This is a genomic window from uncultured Porphyromonas sp., from assembly GCF_934359325.1.
GTDB lineage: Bacteria > Bacteroidota > Bacteroidia > Bacteroidales > Porphyromonadaceae > Porphyromonas_A.
The window spans coordinates 1-15,683 of sequence record NZ_CAKRLH010000003.1 but is presented as its reverse complement, the minus strand read 5'-3'; the positions used below and the strand labels follow the sequence as shown (position 1 = coordinate 15,683).

Sequence of the window (15,683 nt, the reverse complement as noted above, 5' to 3'; positions counted from 1 at the left end):
GCGCCGGATCATAGAGACTGATAGAGACATTTGATATATGAAAGAAGAGTATTATCTGCTCCTAGACACCTCCACGGAGGTCTGCTCCGTAGCGCTCGGGGCTCGAGACGAGATCGTAGACTACGAGGAGACGAGAGGATCCAATAAGCATGCAGAGCAACTGGCTGATATCGCTGCCGGGATGCTGAGTAAGATAGACTACAAGCACGACCTGAAGGGTGTCGGCGTCTCCAATGGTCCCGGGAGCTATACCGGTCTCCGTATCGGAGCCTCATATGCTAAGGGGCTCTGCTGGTCCCTCGGAGTGCCACTGGTCTCGGTCATGACGACGGAGCTGCTGGCGATGACTATCTTCGATATGGAGGATGAGCTCGACTATCCTAATGCCCTCCTCATGCCGATGATCGATGCGCGCAGGATGGAGGTCTACACGGCGATATACAGAGGCAGCTATGATGATCATTACTTCGGCGTAGTGGAGCCCCTAACAGACATTGCTGCTGTGGTCCTTACGGACGAGCAGAGTCAAGCAAGGTTGCAGGAGATCGTCGGGGATAAGCTCCTTTACTACTTCGGTAATGGTGCCGAGAAGGCTAAGGAGATCTTTGACACCCTCTTGCCGGGCTCTCAGCTGATATACGACCTGCACCCTCGTGCTGATGCCATGCTAGGCTCTGTAGTGAAGAGCATCTCTCTCGGACAGACTGAGGATGTAGCCTACTGGGAGCCCTACTATCTGAAGGAGTACGAGGCAAAGAAGAGTGTCAATAAGGTTCTATCCCGGACTTTGGGCAAGCACTAAGTCGAGGTCTCGGAAGGGACGGCAAAGCTGTGCAGTCATTTGCGGGTCGTCTATTGCGGATAAATATGGTAGATTTGTGAGTAGATCAAATCAGTAAATAACACTAGAACTTATGAGCCAAACCTCTATCAACGCTGCAGCTCGCGACATACTCAGAGACCTGGCGGCCATGTCGGTGGGAGCTGTCACAGGTATATACCTCTATAACCTCTTCAAGAGCCGCCACCGTAGAGTAGAGACCCCGACTTCGCTCATCGACTCCATCACCTGCTATGAGGGGAGTCATCCCACATCGGTGCTTACCTTTGGATGGGATGAGGACGAGAAGTTCTCTTGGGCTCGGAAGATCGCACTGGACGAGCAGGGCGGTCGTACTCGGGAGTCTCTGATCGAGGCAGAGGTCTACGACAGGAAGCTGCTGATTGTCGAGACAGACTGTATGGAGGAGTGCAATACTCCCGAGATCACAACCATAGATCTGGATCCCTTCGGGATGGGGACATCACTCTCCTTCCGACGGAAGAGTGGTAAGGAGGAGCACTGGGACCTCAAGCTCTACGGCGGTCAGCTCGATAGCATACTCAGCCAAGAGGATGAGATGGATGTGACCTGGGACCCTGCGGGAAACATCACCTCCATCGCAGGCCATGACGGGGAGTATCGTCAGGAGATGACCTACTACAGTAATGTAGGCAATCGGGTCTTCCCGGATCTCAATTATCTCTGTGATGACAGCTCGATCAACTTCCTCTCCAGCTTTATCCTCGGCTCCAGATCCTCGAGTCTGATCTCCTCCATGGTGATCCGTCGTCCGGAGTACCACTATCACCTCCTTGCCTCTTACCTCTGTGATCGCTTCGATCAGCCCTTGCAGGTGAGGCACGAGATCAAGGAGATCAAGGACGGGGAGGCGAAGGAGTACACTCGCCGCTATGACATTAAGTACCTCTGAGCCCACTAAAGACATAAATCAATGGATGATATTAGAGCCCTGCTACTAAAGTTTATCACCAGCTTCGACCTTGGTATTGAGCACGGATCATTTGCTTATGAGATGCTCGTGCTGGGGATCGTTGTCGTATTCCTGGCGCTACTGGACTTCATACTCAGACTGATTTTTATCAAGGGCCTGAGGGGACTTCTGGGGAAGATCCCATGGTTTAGCAGCTCAACGGCCGATGCACGCAGTAAGAAAGTCCTGAGCAAGCTGGTCAGCCTGATCATTACCTCTATCTTCATTGGTCTGCTGACTCTTCCCTTTCCTGATGGTGGGGCGGTATATGCCGGACTCCTGCTGATTGCCAGGCTGTGTCAGACCTACTTCTTCTTTACCTTCCTTATCAGTGTGATCGATACGGGTAGGGCGTGGATGCTGAAGCAGCCCCAGTATAGGGACAATCCCACGGTGGCACTCCTTCAGGCCTTTAAGGTGCTGGCTATCTTCCTCGGTGTGCTTGTGGTGATCTCTCTGCTCTTCCGCATCGATATGAGCACCATATTTGGGAGCCTGGCAGCCCTGTCGGCAGTGCTGATGCTGATCTTTAAGGACACCATCCTCGGCTTCGTTGCCAGTATTCAGCTCACCGGGAGTGATATGGTCCATGTGGGAGACTGGATCACTGTCCCGGGTAAGGATGTGGATGGAGACGTCATGGAGATCTCACTGACGACGGTGAAGGTCAAGGGATTTGATAACTCTATGTACACCATCCCGCCCTACACACTTGTCAGCAATACGGTGCAGAACTGGTCTCATATGCAGCGCTCCAATGCCCGCCTCTGTGCTAGGGCGATCTATATAGACATCTCCTCCATCCGCAATGTCGATGATAAGCTGATCGAGCGTCTCCGCCGCTCTGGTATGGTGAGTAAAGTGATGGACCAGCTCATCGCAGAAGTTGCTGAGGAGAATAACAAACAGAGCCTGACGGATGACCTGACGCAGGTGAGGATTACGAACCTGGGACTCTTCCGCAACTATGTCCTCAAGTTCCTCGAGGGGTCTGATGCTGTGGATCACAACTATGCTGTGATGTGCTATCAGAGGCCGATGACAGAGATGGGCTTGCCGCTGTTTGTCCGCTTCTTTACTAAGACGTCCAACTGGAATATGCATGAGACCATAGCCGCCAATACATTTGAGCACCTGATGGCGGTGATCTCCTACTTCGATCTCAAGATCTACCAGAAGATATCGGCCAATAATCTCTCCTCCTCCACTGAGACAGAGCTCGAGGAGATGCTCACGTCCAAGCAGGAGCAAAGCTCCGAGGACGATACTAAGGAGTAATTGTCGGTTTTAGGATAAAGTAGAGGGAGATGTATCAGTCACTGGTACATCTCCCTCTATTCGTTTGCAGAATGGACTATTGCTTGCCTGATCTCTTCCTGATCTGTCGCTCGTAGTCTACGATTGCTGTGGCAATCTCTTTGGCAATTGTGTTCTGACCTTTCTGTGAGTTAAGGTATCGCTCTTCCTCACGATTGGAGATAAACCCTATCTCGATCAGGACGCTCGGCATGGCAGCCTCTCTCAGTACCAGGAATCCCGCCTGACGCACACCTCGGTCGTATCGATTGGCAGACTTAAATCCGCTCTGGACCAGCTTGGCGAGCCTGAGACTGTTCTCTAAGTGCTTATTGGCCATGAATTGGAATATGATGTACGACTCACTCGAGGTTGGGTCGAAGTCCTCGTACTTCTTTGAGTAATTGTCCTCCAGCAGTATGGCGCTATTCTCCTTCATCGCCACTCTCAGGTTGTCCTCAGTTCGGTGAAGTCCCAGTACATAGGTCTCAGTTCCGCTGGGGGAGTGGCTGTTGCTAGCGTTGGCATGTATGGAGACGAAGAGATCCGCATTCTTGCTGATAGCAAAGCGAGCTCTGTCCTGGAGACCGATGAATTTATTGTCCGGTCTGCTGTAGTAGACCTTGATCTGAGGGGCGAGATTGCCGAGCTTAGCGCCGACTTTCTTCGAGACGGCGAGGACAATGTCCTTCTCGTACGAGACTTTCCCCTTGGCTCCGCTGTCATGTCCTCCATGTCCGGCATCGATGACAACGATAAAGTTCCCCTCTTTGTCCCTGGCATAGAGCGGTACGGAGCACAGGAGGGTTACGAGAAAAACCATCAGGAAGAGGGAGCGAGCTGTCAGAGACACTCGATCAATGGGTGATGAATGGGATACGATCATATAGAAAAGTGCTTGATGGATCGGAAATATACCCAAATGTGCGGAAAGGAGAATGGAAAAAGCCTGAAACTACTCGGAAAAGTAGTCTCAGGCTTCGCATTGCTTGCTTGGTAATATGCGTCTAAGTAGGGATGAATCCCTTACTCAGCAGACTCCTCCTCAGTCTTCTCGTCGCCTGCCGTGATGATCTTCTGGAGCTCATCCGGGGTCACCTCCTTGGTATCTACTGTAAGCAGACCCTCCTCGTGGATCTTCTGAGCTACCATCTGGCGCAGCATATTCTGCTGGGTGTTGTAGCGGAAGTTATCATTGCTGAGCGCACGCTGTACCTGTCCCTCGATCATATCCTCTGTGGGAGAGGTGAGACCGATCTGTGCCAGCTGATTGATCACATAGGAGCGAGTGAAGTTACTCAGATCGTCCTCGGTAACCTCGAGACCGTACTTCTCGGTGTAGTGGTTGATGACGATGTCCAGCTTCAGCCCCTTCATCAGTTCCTTGAGGTTGCTATCGATCTCCTCGTCTGACTGATCCTTGGCCATCTCGGAGCCCTTGTACCACTCGATGATCGTATCCTCGGCAAGCTCGACTTTCTCGGTCTTCTTATTGGCGATAAGGTCAATGAGATCCTCAGTGAACTTATAGTCGGCGTTGGCCTTGATATTCTGCTCCATCCTAGACTTCAGCTCCTCGCGAGCCTCCTCCTCGGAGTGTACCTTGTCCGGACCGAAGACCGTGTCGAAGAACTCCTGATCCAGCTCTGCACGCTTGGAGTAGCTGATCTCCTTGATCTCGTAGGAGAAGTCGCTCTCCTTGTACTTCTCCACCTCCTCATCACTCATGTCATCGAGACGGAAGAGAGCCTTCAGCTCAGACTTCTTGCCACCGTAGGCCTTGTAAGGATTGAAGACGACAATGCTATTCTTAGGAGCATTGTCAAACTTTGCCTTCTCCTCCTCATCGGTCATAAAGTCCGGGTAGACGATCGTCCGCTCCACCTGGATGCCGCCCTCCTTGGGCGTGTCACCGTCCAGCTCAGCAAGGGTACCGGAGATGAATGCATTGGGTACAATGTGATCACCCTCGACAAACTTGGAGTTGGTCTGCTGTAGGCGCTCCAGCTGCTTGGTGACTTCCTCCTCATTGATTATGGGCTGATAGTACGTCAGTTGATCATCGCTACCTAGGATGTCCTCACTGATAGTGGGGATGAGTGCCAGGTGAAAGGTGAGAGTCATCTCGTCCTGCAGAAGCTTCTCCCCCTGGTTGAGCTCCCTCGGCATGATCGGCTGACCAATAGTCTTCAGCTCCTTCTCCCGGATGAAGTCCATAAGCTTTGTTGTCACAGCCTCGCTCACTGCATCGACGTGGATGCTATCGCCGTACATCTTTAGGATGAGCCCCTTAGGCACGTGCCCCTTGCGGAAACCGCGCATAGAGGCGTTGGCACTGATGTTATTGAGACGCTTCTTGTAGTCTGCGGCGTAGTCCGACTTCTCGACAGCCACGTCGATACGGGCAAAGTTATCTTTCTGCTCTACGAGAGTGATATCCATTGTTATGTATTTATGTGATTTAGTTTCAGTTGTTAGCGTGCAAAGTTAGCATTTTTGCCTCTATTGCCCAACCCTCATTCGCCATTTTGAGCTATACTCTCGTGTTCACACGTTGTTAACTATTCAATGCTGACAACTCCTTAAATGCTGCTCTGTACCTACCAAAGCCCTATCTCACCCACCTTTTCTAAGGCGGACATCCGGCTGCGAGGGACTACTGACTGGGGATCTACCGCTTGAGGGTAAGTGTAAGAAGCACCTCCCGACCGCGGAGGGTGGTACGCCGGCTGCTGCTATTGATGCCGTCGGTTCGGCGGTAGTACTCTGAGCGGACGTTGGTCAGGTTGGTGAGGTCAATCTGGAGACGGAGCTTGTCCCTCGTGTAGTAGATCTTGCCGTCGAGGAAGACTTGGTTGATCGGGTCGTATAGGGGCGAACTGCTGTAGCGGTGCTGGAGGTCGGCGGATACTCCCCAGTGCGCGCCGAGGAGTAGGGTGCCTCGCAGTGTCTGCTCCAGACTCTTGGTGGTGAGGTCTGCCGCCTTGTCCCCGATGTGGACTCGGGATAGGTCGCTCTCGATGCCATACTCGAGGGTCATCAGCGTGCTTCCCATCCAGCTTAGAGATCCACCGTACGTGAGGTCAGACCCGCTATAGGGGATCATAAGTCCCTGCTGGTAGGTGTCGCCCTTGGTGCTGTCCCAGCCTACCGTCCCCTTGAGCGTGATCATCGGGTCAGAGAAGTACTTGGAGAGCTCCGCAGAGAGACCGCCGGAGAGGGCGCTGTGGGCGAGTGGGAGGTAGGAGCGGATCCTCTTGCCCTCCCTGACAGAGAGACTGTAGATCCTCGGTGCGGTCACGTGCCCTCCTCGACCGGTTAGCACATAGGAGAGATCCCACGGCGCAGTCCCCTCCTGTCGGAGAAGCAGTGTGTGCGAACGTGTCACCCCTTGGTCCGTGATCCCCTCCCGGTAGTCTGTCAGACCGACGCGGATCAGGTGCGGGAAGTAGGCTGTCAGCTCAGGTCGGCTGGTGCTGAATCTGTAGATGAGTAGTGTCCGCCCACCCCTCCAGTCATACCTGATCGAGGAGCTGACGCCGGGGAGGAGGTGTTGTTGTCTCCCTCTGGGGAGATCCTGCAGTCTTGCACTAAGGGCAGGCGTGAGACTCAGTTCCAGTCCATTACTGTGGTATAGATACTCTACAGAAAGGTCGGAGGTCAGCTCCTTACTGTGAACCTTGCGGGGATCCTGCTCTTGCTCCCCGATCCTAAGCCCATAGCTCTCCAGGCCGCCTCTGATCTGTGGGGAGAGCTGATGATGACCTATGGCAAAGGAGCTCTCCAGAGCGAGTGTGGCAGTGAGGTCATCGGACTGCAGCCGATAGGGAGTCTCTCCTGCGAGGGTCATCTCCTGAGGACGGCTGCTGTACCCTATGCCGAGGGCGGCGGTGTAGAGATGCCCGCCGAGGAGCTTCTTCGCAGTGAGCGAATTGGAGAGCCGGAGGGAAGGGAGGAGCATATCAATGGTGCGAGGCCGACCATTGACGGCAGCGTTGTCCTCGGTGGTGAGGTGGTGGTAGCGGACGGAGAGGATGTCCTTGAGATAGAGCTCCTCCCCATTCTGCTCATAGGTTAGCTCATTCTCTGTCGCGCTGCGCCTCGAGAGGTAGTCGGTGGTCTCTCGGAGGTCGATCGAGCCGAGCTCGGGGTCGTAGTAGTGGCTCTCCCGCTCCTCTCTGAGTCGGTTTCGGTCGTGGTATCCGTTGAGATTGATCCGAAGGGTTTCGCTGTCGGACAGGGCGATGAGATGATTGAGGGAGAGGAAGGCGGTCTGATTGTCGCGCCTTCGGTCACGTCCGAAGAAGGTGCTGTAGATCTTTCGCTCCGCAAAGAGGTTCTCCGGTCCTCCGGAGAGTTGGTAGGGGTTGAAGACCACCCCCATGCCGATGTTTTGTACTCGGGTCTCGAAGATGATGTCGTCGCCTGTATTGTCTCCCTTGGCGACGAGGATGGTCTGCCGCCGGGGCTGGAAGTTCATGAGCGAACCGCTCACCTTGCCGATCGGCGGCCAGCCGCCGACAGCACCGCTTAGGTCCCTGAGCCACCTTTTCTTGGCAGACTCTTTGAGCTTCACATTAAGTGCAGCGCGGTCGGATCGGCTCTGCTCCCTGAGCAGCCTGATCGGCTCGTGGTGCTCGTAGATCTGTACGGAGGCGACATCCTCAGGTCGAATGTTACGCGAGGCAAGGGTGTATCGACTGCCGAGGAGGTCAAGGTTCTCTATGTAGAAGCGATTGATGCTTCGTCCCTTGTAGGAGATCATACCGCCGGAGGAGACAGAGACATCAGGGAGCCGCGCCAGCACATCCTCCAGCTTGGTGTCCATCGCTTGTGCAAAGGCGGAGGTGCGGTAGCTGACCGTGTCGCCATGCTGCTCGATGGCTTTTGCCCGTACTTGCACCTCGGGGAGCTTGAAGTCCTGCCGGTGGAGCAGGATCTCTTTTCCCTCTCTCATGAGGAGGGTGTCTAAGCGAACCACCTCCGTCCGGTAGCCGATCAGTGCGGCGCGGACCGTGAGGTCGGACTTAGAGCCGGGGAGGTCGAGGCAGAAGGAGCCGTCCTCCCGGCTGATCGTCTGGCGGATCACCTTGGTCTCACCACGGAGCAGAAGGATCTGGACCGTCGATATCCCCTCGCCGGTCTCGGCGTCCCTGACCACTCCACACCACTCCTCAGCGGTGGCAATGGTCAGGGTGAGGGGAAGTAGAAGAAGAAAAAGGAGATGCCTCCGGATCACTCAGCTCGCTCGATATACTGGTACGACTTGCGGGCGAGTGCCATCCGGCGAAGGTCCTCCGGGGTCTCTTCAGGCTGGCTGGACACGGGGTAGAGCTTCTTGAGCCAGGCTCGGTTGTTGGTGGCGCACTGATGTAGGGCGTGGAGGACCTCCTTCTTGGACTGTTTCTTGGATGGTGTGGCCGGAGCCGAGGGTGAGGGTAAGATAGGACGCTCGTCATCGGGGGTGAGGGCAAAGGAGATGAGCGTGAAGTGGAAGAGACTGTCGGTCGTGACCGCCTCTGTCACCAGACCGGGCAGACCGGTGAGCTTCCACGGTCCCACAGGCAGAGGGATATCCGTCGCATAGGAGACGATCCACTCGCGTCCGTAGAGCGTGCCTCTCGCCTGCTTGGAGGGGATGCCATTGACCTCTTTTACCTCGTCTGACAGCTCCCATGTCACGACCGGAAGAGGCTCCTCGTAGTGGATCTGGGTCATGGGGAACTCGTACACTGTCCTGGTGTTGCCGGCGAGATCGGTGAAGATACGTGTCCTCTGTCCTCTCGCCATGTCTCGTGTCATGGCGACGATGGTGTAGGGATCCAGTCCGGTCTGGAGGAGGGAGTCCTGTACTAACTTCTTTTGGTAGGTATTCTCACTGACACAGGAGAAGTAGCCTTTCTCAGAATTAAGACGTATGATATCGTTAGTGACTTTGCCGGTCGTCGCATTCCACTCTGTGTATTCGTAGAGCGCCTTGTAACGTTTTTGACCGAATACAACCCACGAGTTTGACGTTATAATGGCTAAGCAACATAGGGTAAAGAAGAATTTTTTCATAGGTACTATAGCGGATTTGAAATTTGACAATAGAGGTCAGAGTGATACAAGTCCAAGCTGTCTCACTCTAACCTGTCATTAAATTTGTTGGTTTTATCGTCAATTAAGACGAGACCCGTTCTTCTCGCAGTCGTCTTCTGCATCGTCCATAAACTTGATTGCGAAGAATGTTCTTCGTTAAGCAAATATAGGTATTAAATAATAAGTAGATCGATTTTTTACTCCATATTTTCATTGAGGCTGATAGATTACTAAATGACAATTGAATCAACAAAGTGAATGGGCTGGATGTTGGCGGGTAGAGCTCGGTGAATTTTATTACCGGGTTTAGTGATCACTAAACCCGGTAATAGTGGTGACTAATACCGGTATTAGTCCGGGGCGCTGGGCTGGCGCATCTGGACTTTACAGTACCCCTCCTGCTACTCCGGTATGTAGACGTCGACGAGACGGGTCTCGGTCGTGAGGGGGCAGAGGTCGGCACGGTGCAGCTCGGCGGGGAGCAGGGCACCATGACCCTTAGCGAGGCGGAGCTCGCCACCATCGGTGGTGATCGCCACCTCGCCCTCCTCGCAGAAGAGGTAGGTGAAGGAGTCGCGCTCAGCCACCGGCAAGGCGAAGTCCTTCGTCAGGCGTAGGACCGAGGTGCAGAAGTAGGGGCTTAGGACAAGTGTGACGAGGGCATCCTTTCGCTCCCGGTCATAGGTCGCCTTCCCGTCCCGGTCAACCTCGTAGTTGATCACCTCGACAGCTCGGTCGATGTGTAGCTCACGGGTCCGCCCTTGGGCATCGGTCCGGCCGAAGTCGTAGAGCCGGTAAGTGATGTCAGACGCCTCTTGTATCTCAAGAAGCAGGCAGCCGGCACCGATGGTGTGGACCTTACCTGCCGGGAGGTAAAAGACATCCCCCCGCTCGGCGTGGTAGCTGTGGATGTAGTCCATCACAGCATCGCTCTTGACCAGCTCTCGCAGCTGCTCCGGGGTCGTCTCCCTCGACCAGCCGGCGCGGATGGTGGCATCGGGGGTGGGGTCAAGTAGGTACCACATCTCTGTCTTGCCGCGGGAGTGCTCATGCTCGCGGGCGTAGTCGTCGTTGGGGTGGACCTGCACGGAGAGATCCTGTCGCGAGTCGATGACCTTGATGAGGAGGGGGAAGGAGTCCCCGAAGCGTTCCCTGACGTGATGCCCGAGGAGTCTCTCGCCATACTCTTGGGTGAGCGTTGGTAGGTCGACACCCTTGAGAGGACCGGCGGCAACGACCGACTCATCGCCCGGCATCGGGGAGACCTCCCAGCTCTCGCCAATGTCATCGTAGGGAGAGGGTAGTCCTTTGTACTTGAATATTCGGTCACCGCCCCAGATCTTTCGCTTGAAGGGAGCGTCAAAGGTGAGCGGGTAGAGAGGTAAGGAAGAGGGGTGAGACATTGGTTTTACTTTGATTTCTTAAGGACAAGAGCGGTACGCGGGGGGAGGTAGAGCTTGAGCCAGCCCTTGCCGTCCTCCATGAAGTGGGGGTCGTACTGGGTGAGGTGCGCCACGGAGTGGTCCTGACGATCGTAGCCGCCAAATCTCGGGTCGTCGCTGTCGAGGACAATCGTGTACTTGCCCGACGGGGCGAGGATGCCGTAGTCTGTGAAGGCGCGTGTGGGGCTGAAGTTGTAGACAAAGACGAGATCCCCACGGGAGTAGGCGAGTACCTGATCCTGGTCCTGGTCCCAGAGCTTAACCACCGGTATTCTCTCAAAGTCGGGGATGCTCTTGACCAGCTCCAGCATCGCTTCATCGAAGTCCTCGAGGAGGCTGTACTTGAGGTAGCCATTCGTGGCTAAGCTCCACTGGCGACGGGCATACTTATAGCTCCAGCCATTGCCCTCGCGAGGGAAGTCGATCCACTCCGGGTGACCAAATTCGTTTCCCATAAAATTGAGATACCCGCCATTCATCGTGGTGCAGGTGACGAGACGGATCATCTTGTGGAGTGCCGTACCGCGGTCCACCGCCTCGGTGTGGTGCGCCCGGTCCATATGGTCGTACATCTCGGCATCGATGAGGCGGAAGATGATCGTCTTGTCGCCGACCAGCGCTTGATCGTGTGACTCGGCGTAGGAGATGCTCTTCTCGTCACTTCGGCGGTTGGTGGTCTCCCACCAGATGGAGCCGGGGGTCCACTCCTCATCGCGACGCTCCTTGATGATCTTGATCCAATAGTCGGGTATATTCATCTGGAGACGGTAGTCGAAGCCGTAGCCGCCGTCCTTCACCGGTACGCCGATGCCCGGCATACCGCTCACCTCTTCAGCGATGGTGATGGCATCGGGGTAGACCTCGTGGATCAGCTGATTGGCGAGGGTGAGGTACATGATCGCGTCGCCATCCTGCCCGCCATTGTAGTAGTCGGAGTAGGTGCAGAAAGCCTGACCGAGACCATGATTAAGGTAAAGCATTGAGGTGACGCCATCGAAGCGGAAACCGTCGAAGTGGAAGCTCTCGAGCCAATACTTACAATTGGAGAGGAGGAAGTGGAGCACCTCGTTTTTCCCGTAGTCAAAGCACATCGAGTTCCACGCCGGGTGGAGCATTCGCTCGCCGCCATGGAAGTACTGGGTGTAGGTGCCGTCAAAGCGCGCGAGCCCCTCCTCCTCGTTCCTCGCTGCATGGGAGTGGACGATATCCATGATGACAAGCAGCCCAAGCCGGTGCGCCTCGTCGATCAGCGCGCGCAGGTCATCCGGTGTACCGAAGCGGGACGAGGGGGCGAAGAAATTGGTCACCTGATACCCAAAGGAGCCGTAGTAGGGATGCTCCATGATCGCCATGATCTGCAGGGCGTTGTAGCCCTTCTCCTTGATCATCGGAAGCACATTCTCCATAAACTCCCGATAGGTGCCGACCTTCTCCTCCTCCGTTGCCATACCGATGTGGCACTCGTAGATCAGGAGCGGCTCGTGACCGAGGGTGGGACGTTTGCTCCGGAAGGTGAAGGGTCTCTCGGGGTCCCATACGACGGCGCTGAACAGATGCGTCTCAGGGTCCTGCACCACATAGTCAGCCCATGCGGGAATGCGGAGACCGCTGCCTCCCTCCCACTCCACGAGGAGCTTGTAGTGCGTCCCGTGAGCGAGTGTGTCAGCGGGTAGTCTCACCTCCCAGGATCCATTGCCGAGGGCGCTGAGGCGATATGCCTCATCCTTGGCCCAGCCGTTGCCGTCACAGAGGAGGTAGATGGCTGTCGCATTGGGCGCCCACTCTCTCAGAACCCACTCGCCTCCCTCTATGCGGTGAAGCCCATAGTAGAGGTACCCGTCAGCAAAGTCGGAGAGGCTGCCATTGGTTTCTTTTGTCAGTTCACGGAGTTTCCACTTGGCATACTCATACCGTCCCTGTATAGGGGACTCGTAGGGCTCCAGCCATGGGTCGTTCTCAATTAGTCGTAGCATAATAAGGTGCGGGTAAGAAGGTGAGTGTCAAAAGGGGTCGCGATACCGCTTAGTCAGGTCGTCGTAGTGATCGATCCGCCGATCGCGGAGGAAGGGCCACCAGCGGCGAACCAATTCGCATCGCTTGAGGTCTATGTCGATGATCTCCGTCGCCTCCTCATCGAGAGGAAGCTCGGTGAGCATCTCGCCCTGAGGTCCGGCAGCGAAGGAGCTGCCCCAGAAGGTAATGCCCGCCTCGGGGTCATCACCGGGCGCCGGCTCCCGCCCGACACGATTGACAGCGATGACGGGCAGACCGTTGGCGACTGCGTGACCACGCATCACCAGCTGCCAGGCGGAGCGCTGTCGCTCCTGCTCCTCCCGGTCGTCCCGGTCATCGTAGCCGATAGCTGTGGGGTAGATCAGCAGCTCCGCTCCGGCGAGTGCCATCAGTCGGGCCGCCTCGGGGTACCACTGATCCCAGCAGACCAGCAGCCCGAGTCGCCCCACGGAGGACTCTATGGGGTGGAAGCCGAGGTCTCCTGGGGTGAAGTAAAACTTCTCGTAGTATCCCGGGTCGTCCGGGATGTGCATCTTGCGGTAGACACCCGCAATGCTGCCGTCGCGCTCCAGCACGACGGCGGTATTGTGGTACAGTCCCGGTGCCCGCTTCTCAAAGAGCGAGGTGACGATCACCACTCCGAGCTCTTGTGCCAGATGACCATAGAAGTCTGTTGCCGGTCCCGGGATCGGTTCGGCAAGGTCAAAGGCGTCGACATCCTCCGTCTGGCAGAAGTAGAGCCCGTCGTGCAGCTCCTGCAGGACGATGAGCTCGGCACCCTCGGCGACTGCTACGCGAATCTTCTCGCCGAGGCGGTGACGATTGGCTTGGATGTCGCCGGTATTGTTCTGTTGGATAAGAGCAGTACGCATGGTTATTTGTATTCTTCGTCGATAAATCCCTCGGGAAACTGCATCGTGGCGCAGTGGATCGAGCCGTGCTGACGGATCAGCGGGATAGCGTCCACCGGCACGACCTTCCGCTCCGGGAAGAGGTCACGTAGTGTCGATAGAGCCTCATCGTCTGCCCTATCCCGATAGGTGGGGGCGAGGACAGCACGGTTGGTGATGAGGAAGTTGGCATAACTTGCCGGCATGGCGGACCCATCCGTGTCTCTCTTCACCTCGGGCGTTGGCAGTGCGACCAAGCGATAACTCTCGCCATAGAGCCGATGAAGCTCCTCATCGAGCTTACGGAGGGTATTGTAGTCCGGGTGCTCCTCGTCGGAGCAAGAGGCGTAGACAATGGTCTCACCATCGCAGAAGCGGGCGAGTGTGTCGATGTGTCCGTCGGTATCGTCCCCCTCAAGGGGGGAGACCTCCAGCATATCCACTCGGTCCGCATGCAGGGCCTCCCGGATCGGCTCGGTGAGGGTATGTACACTTGCCTTACCCCGACCGAGATTTCGATTGGGGTCCAGCAGGACAGACGAGGTGGAGAGGATCAGTCCCTCTCCGTTGCTCTCCACGGCACCGCCCTCGAGGACATAGTCGTGGCGGGTGATCCGCTTGATGTCTTTGGTGAAAATAGGGAGCTTGGACGCTACCTGATTGTCCCTGTCGGCGGCAAACTTAAGCCCCCAGGCGTTGAAGGCATAGTCCACTACCGTCCGCTCCCCTCGGTCGTTGATGACGGAGAGTGGCGCATAGTCGCGTACCCAGGTGTCATTGAGCGGCATCTCCAGCACTGTCAGCCGGTGGGGATAGTCCCCTCGCAGCGGCACGCTCGCCGTATCCTGAGCGAGCAGGATCACCGGCACGTAATCCAGCAGCGCACGTACCATCAGCAGGTAGCAGCTGCGGATCTCGGCGAGATTGTCCGCCCAGTCCATCGTCTCGTCCGGCCACGCCAGTAAGACCGCATCCTGAGGAGCCCACTCGGGGATTAGTCCCTTCGTCATAGCAGTTGAGTTTGTTGTTTCCCTATGAGACAAAGATAATCTTTTTCGTCAATTTTTTACTTTGTCTCTTTCGATCCACGATAGGTAAAAGTAATGCCTCACATAGGCACAGTCAGCCATTCTCCCACTTCGTCTCCTGAGTGGTGTCGTACCCGGCGCTGTGGAAGAGCTCCCTGTCGCGCGATACCACCGATGCGACTGTCGTCAGCAGTCCGCCGGTGATGGCGGAGTTGATCCCCACATAGAGGCCCATACGCTCTGTCTCCGGTGAGAGTAGGGCACGTCCCCCGCTGTAGCGGAGGAAGGCGGTCGGACAGGCGAGACGGAAGATACAGATCGTCTCCAGCACCTCCTCCGGCGAGATGAATCTCCTCTCCCCGAGCGGCGTGCCCGGTATGGGGTGGAGAAAGTTGATCGGGATGCTCCCCACGCCCAGCTCCGCCTGGTGGAGGGCAAAGTCGACCCTATCCTCCCGAGTCTCCCCCATACCGACGATACCTCCGCTGCAGACCTTCAGCCCGACCCGCTTCGCAGCGGCGATCGTCTCCTCCTTGGCGGACTGCGGATGGGTGGTGCAGACGGTGCCGAAGTAGCCGGGTGAGCTCTCCATATTGCAGTGGTAGGTCTCCAGTCCCGCCTCCCGGAGTCGCCTCAGCTGCTCCTCGGTGCAGAGTCCGAGCGAGGCGCAGAGATGCTTTGCTCCATTTGCCTTCATCGCACGCAGCTGCTCCTCGTACCTCAGCATCTCTCCCTCCGAGGGGTGCTTGCCGCTCGATACGATGGAGAACCGCCGCACGCCATACTCTCTATTCTTTGCCTCAGCAGCGACCGCCTCTTCCGTCGGCAGCACGTCGTAGGGATTGATCTCTGTATGGTGCCGTGCGCTCTGGGCGCACCACTTGCAGTCCTCAGGGCAGCGACCATTCTTATCATTGATGATGGCGCAGGTGTCAAATCCATCCCCGCAGAGCCGGCGGGTGATCTGGTGGCACTCCTCGTAGAGCTCTTCCTGGGGCGTCTCCTCGATGATCGACAGCAACTCTGCCGCCTCGGTGATTCGGTAGCCGCCGATGATTTTGTCCGAAATCTTCATCTCTTTCTTCTTCTCTTGGTCACACAAAGGTAGCGAAATGGCGC

12 protein-coding genes are annotated in these 15,683 nt (G+C 56.2%); 3 read left to right on the top strand and 9 right to left on the bottom strand.

Going from position 1 to position 15,683, the window contains the following annotated elements; all coding sequences use genetic code 11:
* The first annotated feature begins 37 nt into the window (after positions 1-37).
* From tsaB to Q0F21_RS00385, 3 genes are all read left to right on the top strand, one after another.
* The gene (gene tsaB, locus Q0F21_RS00395) at positions 38-802 is read left to right on the top strand and encodes a tRNA (adenosine(37)-N6)-threonylcarbamoyltransferase complex dimerization subunit type 1 TsaB (RefSeq protein ID WP_297236365.1); all 765 of its coding nucleotides are present in this window, start codon (positions 38-40) and stop codon (positions 800-802) included.
* 112 nt (positions 803-914) lie between these two features.
* Positions 915-1,754, top strand: coding sequence for a hypothetical protein (locus Q0F21_RS00390; RefSeq protein WP_297236364.1), 840 nt, complete (start codon positions 915-917; stop codon positions 1,752-1,754).
* A gap of 21 nt (positions 1,755-1,775) precedes the next feature.
* Entirely contained in the window at positions 1,776-3,092 is a 1,317-nt protein-coding gene (locus Q0F21_RS00385) for a mechanosensitive ion channel domain-containing protein (protein WP_297236363.1), read from the top strand.
* Between the two features lie 76 nt (positions 3,093-3,168).
* On the opposite strand, the gene Q0F21_RS00380 is transcribed toward Q0F21_RS00385, so the two are convergent.
* The 9 genes from Q0F21_RS00380 to bioB form a co-directional block, all read right to left on the bottom strand.
* On the bottom strand, positions 3,169-3,996 hold the full coding sequence (locus tag Q0F21_RS00380) for an N-acetylmuramoyl-L-alanine amidase (protein ID WP_297236362.1): 828 nt from the start codon (positions 3,994-3,996) through the stop codon (positions 3,169-3,171).
* A 140-nt stretch (positions 3,997-4,136) separates the two neighbouring features.
* Positions 4,137-5,552, bottom strand: coding sequence for a trigger factor (locus tag Q0F21_RS00375; RefSeq protein WP_297236361.1), 1,416 nt, complete (start codon positions 5,550-5,552; stop codon positions 4,137-4,139).
* A 229-nt stretch (positions 5,553-5,781) separates the two neighbouring features.
* Positions 5,782-8,349 carry a carboxypeptidase-like regulatory domain-containing protein gene (locus Q0F21_RS00370; RefSeq protein ID WP_297236360.1) on the bottom strand — a complete coding sequence of 856 codons (2,568 nt, stop codon included), beginning with the start codon at positions 8,347-8,349 and terminating at the stop codon, positions 5,782-5,784.
* Positions 8,346-9,170, bottom strand: coding sequence for a GLPGLI family protein (locus Q0F21_RS00365; protein ID WP_297236359.1), 825 nt, complete (start codon positions 9,168-9,170; stop codon positions 8,346-8,348). The genes Q0F21_RS00370 and Q0F21_RS00365 overlap by 4 nt, the downstream gene beginning before the upstream one ends.
* 422 nt (positions 9,171-9,592) lie before the next feature.
* On the bottom strand, positions 9,593-10,594 hold the full coding sequence (locus Q0F21_RS00360; protein WP_297236358.1) for a type I phosphomannose isomerase catalytic subunit: 1,002 nt from the start codon (positions 10,592-10,594) through the stop codon (positions 9,593-9,595).
* Between the two features lie 5 nt (positions 10,595-10,599).
* On the bottom strand, positions 10,600-12,606 hold the full coding sequence (locus Q0F21_RS00355) for an alpha amylase C-terminal domain-containing protein (protein ID WP_297236357.1): 2,007 nt from the start codon (positions 12,604-12,606) through the stop codon (positions 10,600-10,602).
* A 27-nt stretch (positions 12,607-12,633) separates the two neighbouring features.
* Positions 12,634-13,518, bottom strand: coding sequence for a carbon-nitrogen hydrolase (locus Q0F21_RS00350; RefSeq protein ID WP_297236356.1), 885 nt, complete (start codon positions 13,516-13,518; stop codon positions 12,634-12,636).
* Positions 13,519-13,520: 2 nt separating this feature from the next.
* Positions 13,521-14,546, bottom strand: a complete 1,026-nt coding sequence (locus Q0F21_RS00345; protein ID WP_297236355.1) for an agmatine deiminase family protein — start codon at positions 14,544-14,546, stop codon at positions 13,521-13,523.
* Between the two features lie 112 nt (positions 14,547-14,658).
* Entirely contained in the window at positions 14,659-15,639 is a 981-nt protein-coding gene (bioB, locus tag Q0F21_RS00340; protein ID WP_297236354.1) for a biotin synthase BioB, read from the bottom strand.
* Between the last annotated feature and the right edge of the window lie 44 nt (positions 15,640-15,683).

Coding starts and splice junctions, on each gene's coding strand:
- Q0F21_RS00345 (WP_297236355.1), bottom strand. CDS start 14,546: ATGACGAAGGGACTAATCCCCGAGTGGGCTCCTCAGGATGCGGTCTTA.
- Q0F21_RS00385 (WP_297236363.1), top strand. CDS start 1,776: ATGGATGATATTAGAGCCCTGCTACTAAAGTTTATCACCAGCTTCGAC.
- Q0F21_RS00375 (WP_297236361.1), bottom strand. CDS start 5,552: ATGGATATCACTCTCGTAGAGCAGAAAGATAACTTTGCCCGTATCGAC.
- Q0F21_RS00390 (WP_297236364.1), top strand. CDS start 915: ATGAGCCAAACCTCTATCAACGCTGCAGCTCGCGACATACTCAGAGAC.
- Q0F21_RS00380 (WP_297236362.1), bottom strand. CDS start 3,996: ATGATCGTATCCCATTCATCACCCATTGATCGAGTGTCTCTGACAGCT.
- bioB (WP_297236354.1), bottom strand. CDS start 15,639: ATGAAGATTTCGGACAAAATCATCGGCGGCTACCGAATCACCGAGGCG.
- Q0F21_RS00365 (WP_297236359.1), bottom strand. CDS start 9,170: ATGAAAAAATTCTTCTTTACCCTATGTTGCTTAGCCATTATAACGTCA.
- Q0F21_RS00350 (WP_297236356.1), bottom strand. CDS start 13,518: ATGCGTACTGCTCTTATCCAACAGAACAATACCGGCGACATCCAAGCC.
- Q0F21_RS00360 (WP_297236358.1), bottom strand. CDS start 10,594: ATGTCTCACCCCTCTTCCTTACCTCTCTACCCGCTCACCTTTGACGCT.
- Q0F21_RS00355 (WP_297236357.1), bottom strand. CDS start 12,606: ATGCTACGACTAATTGAGAACGACCCATGGCTGGAGCCCTACGAGTCC.
- tsaB (WP_297236365.1), top strand. CDS start 38: ATGAAAGAAGAGTATTATCTGCTCCTAGACACCTCCACGGAGGTCTGC.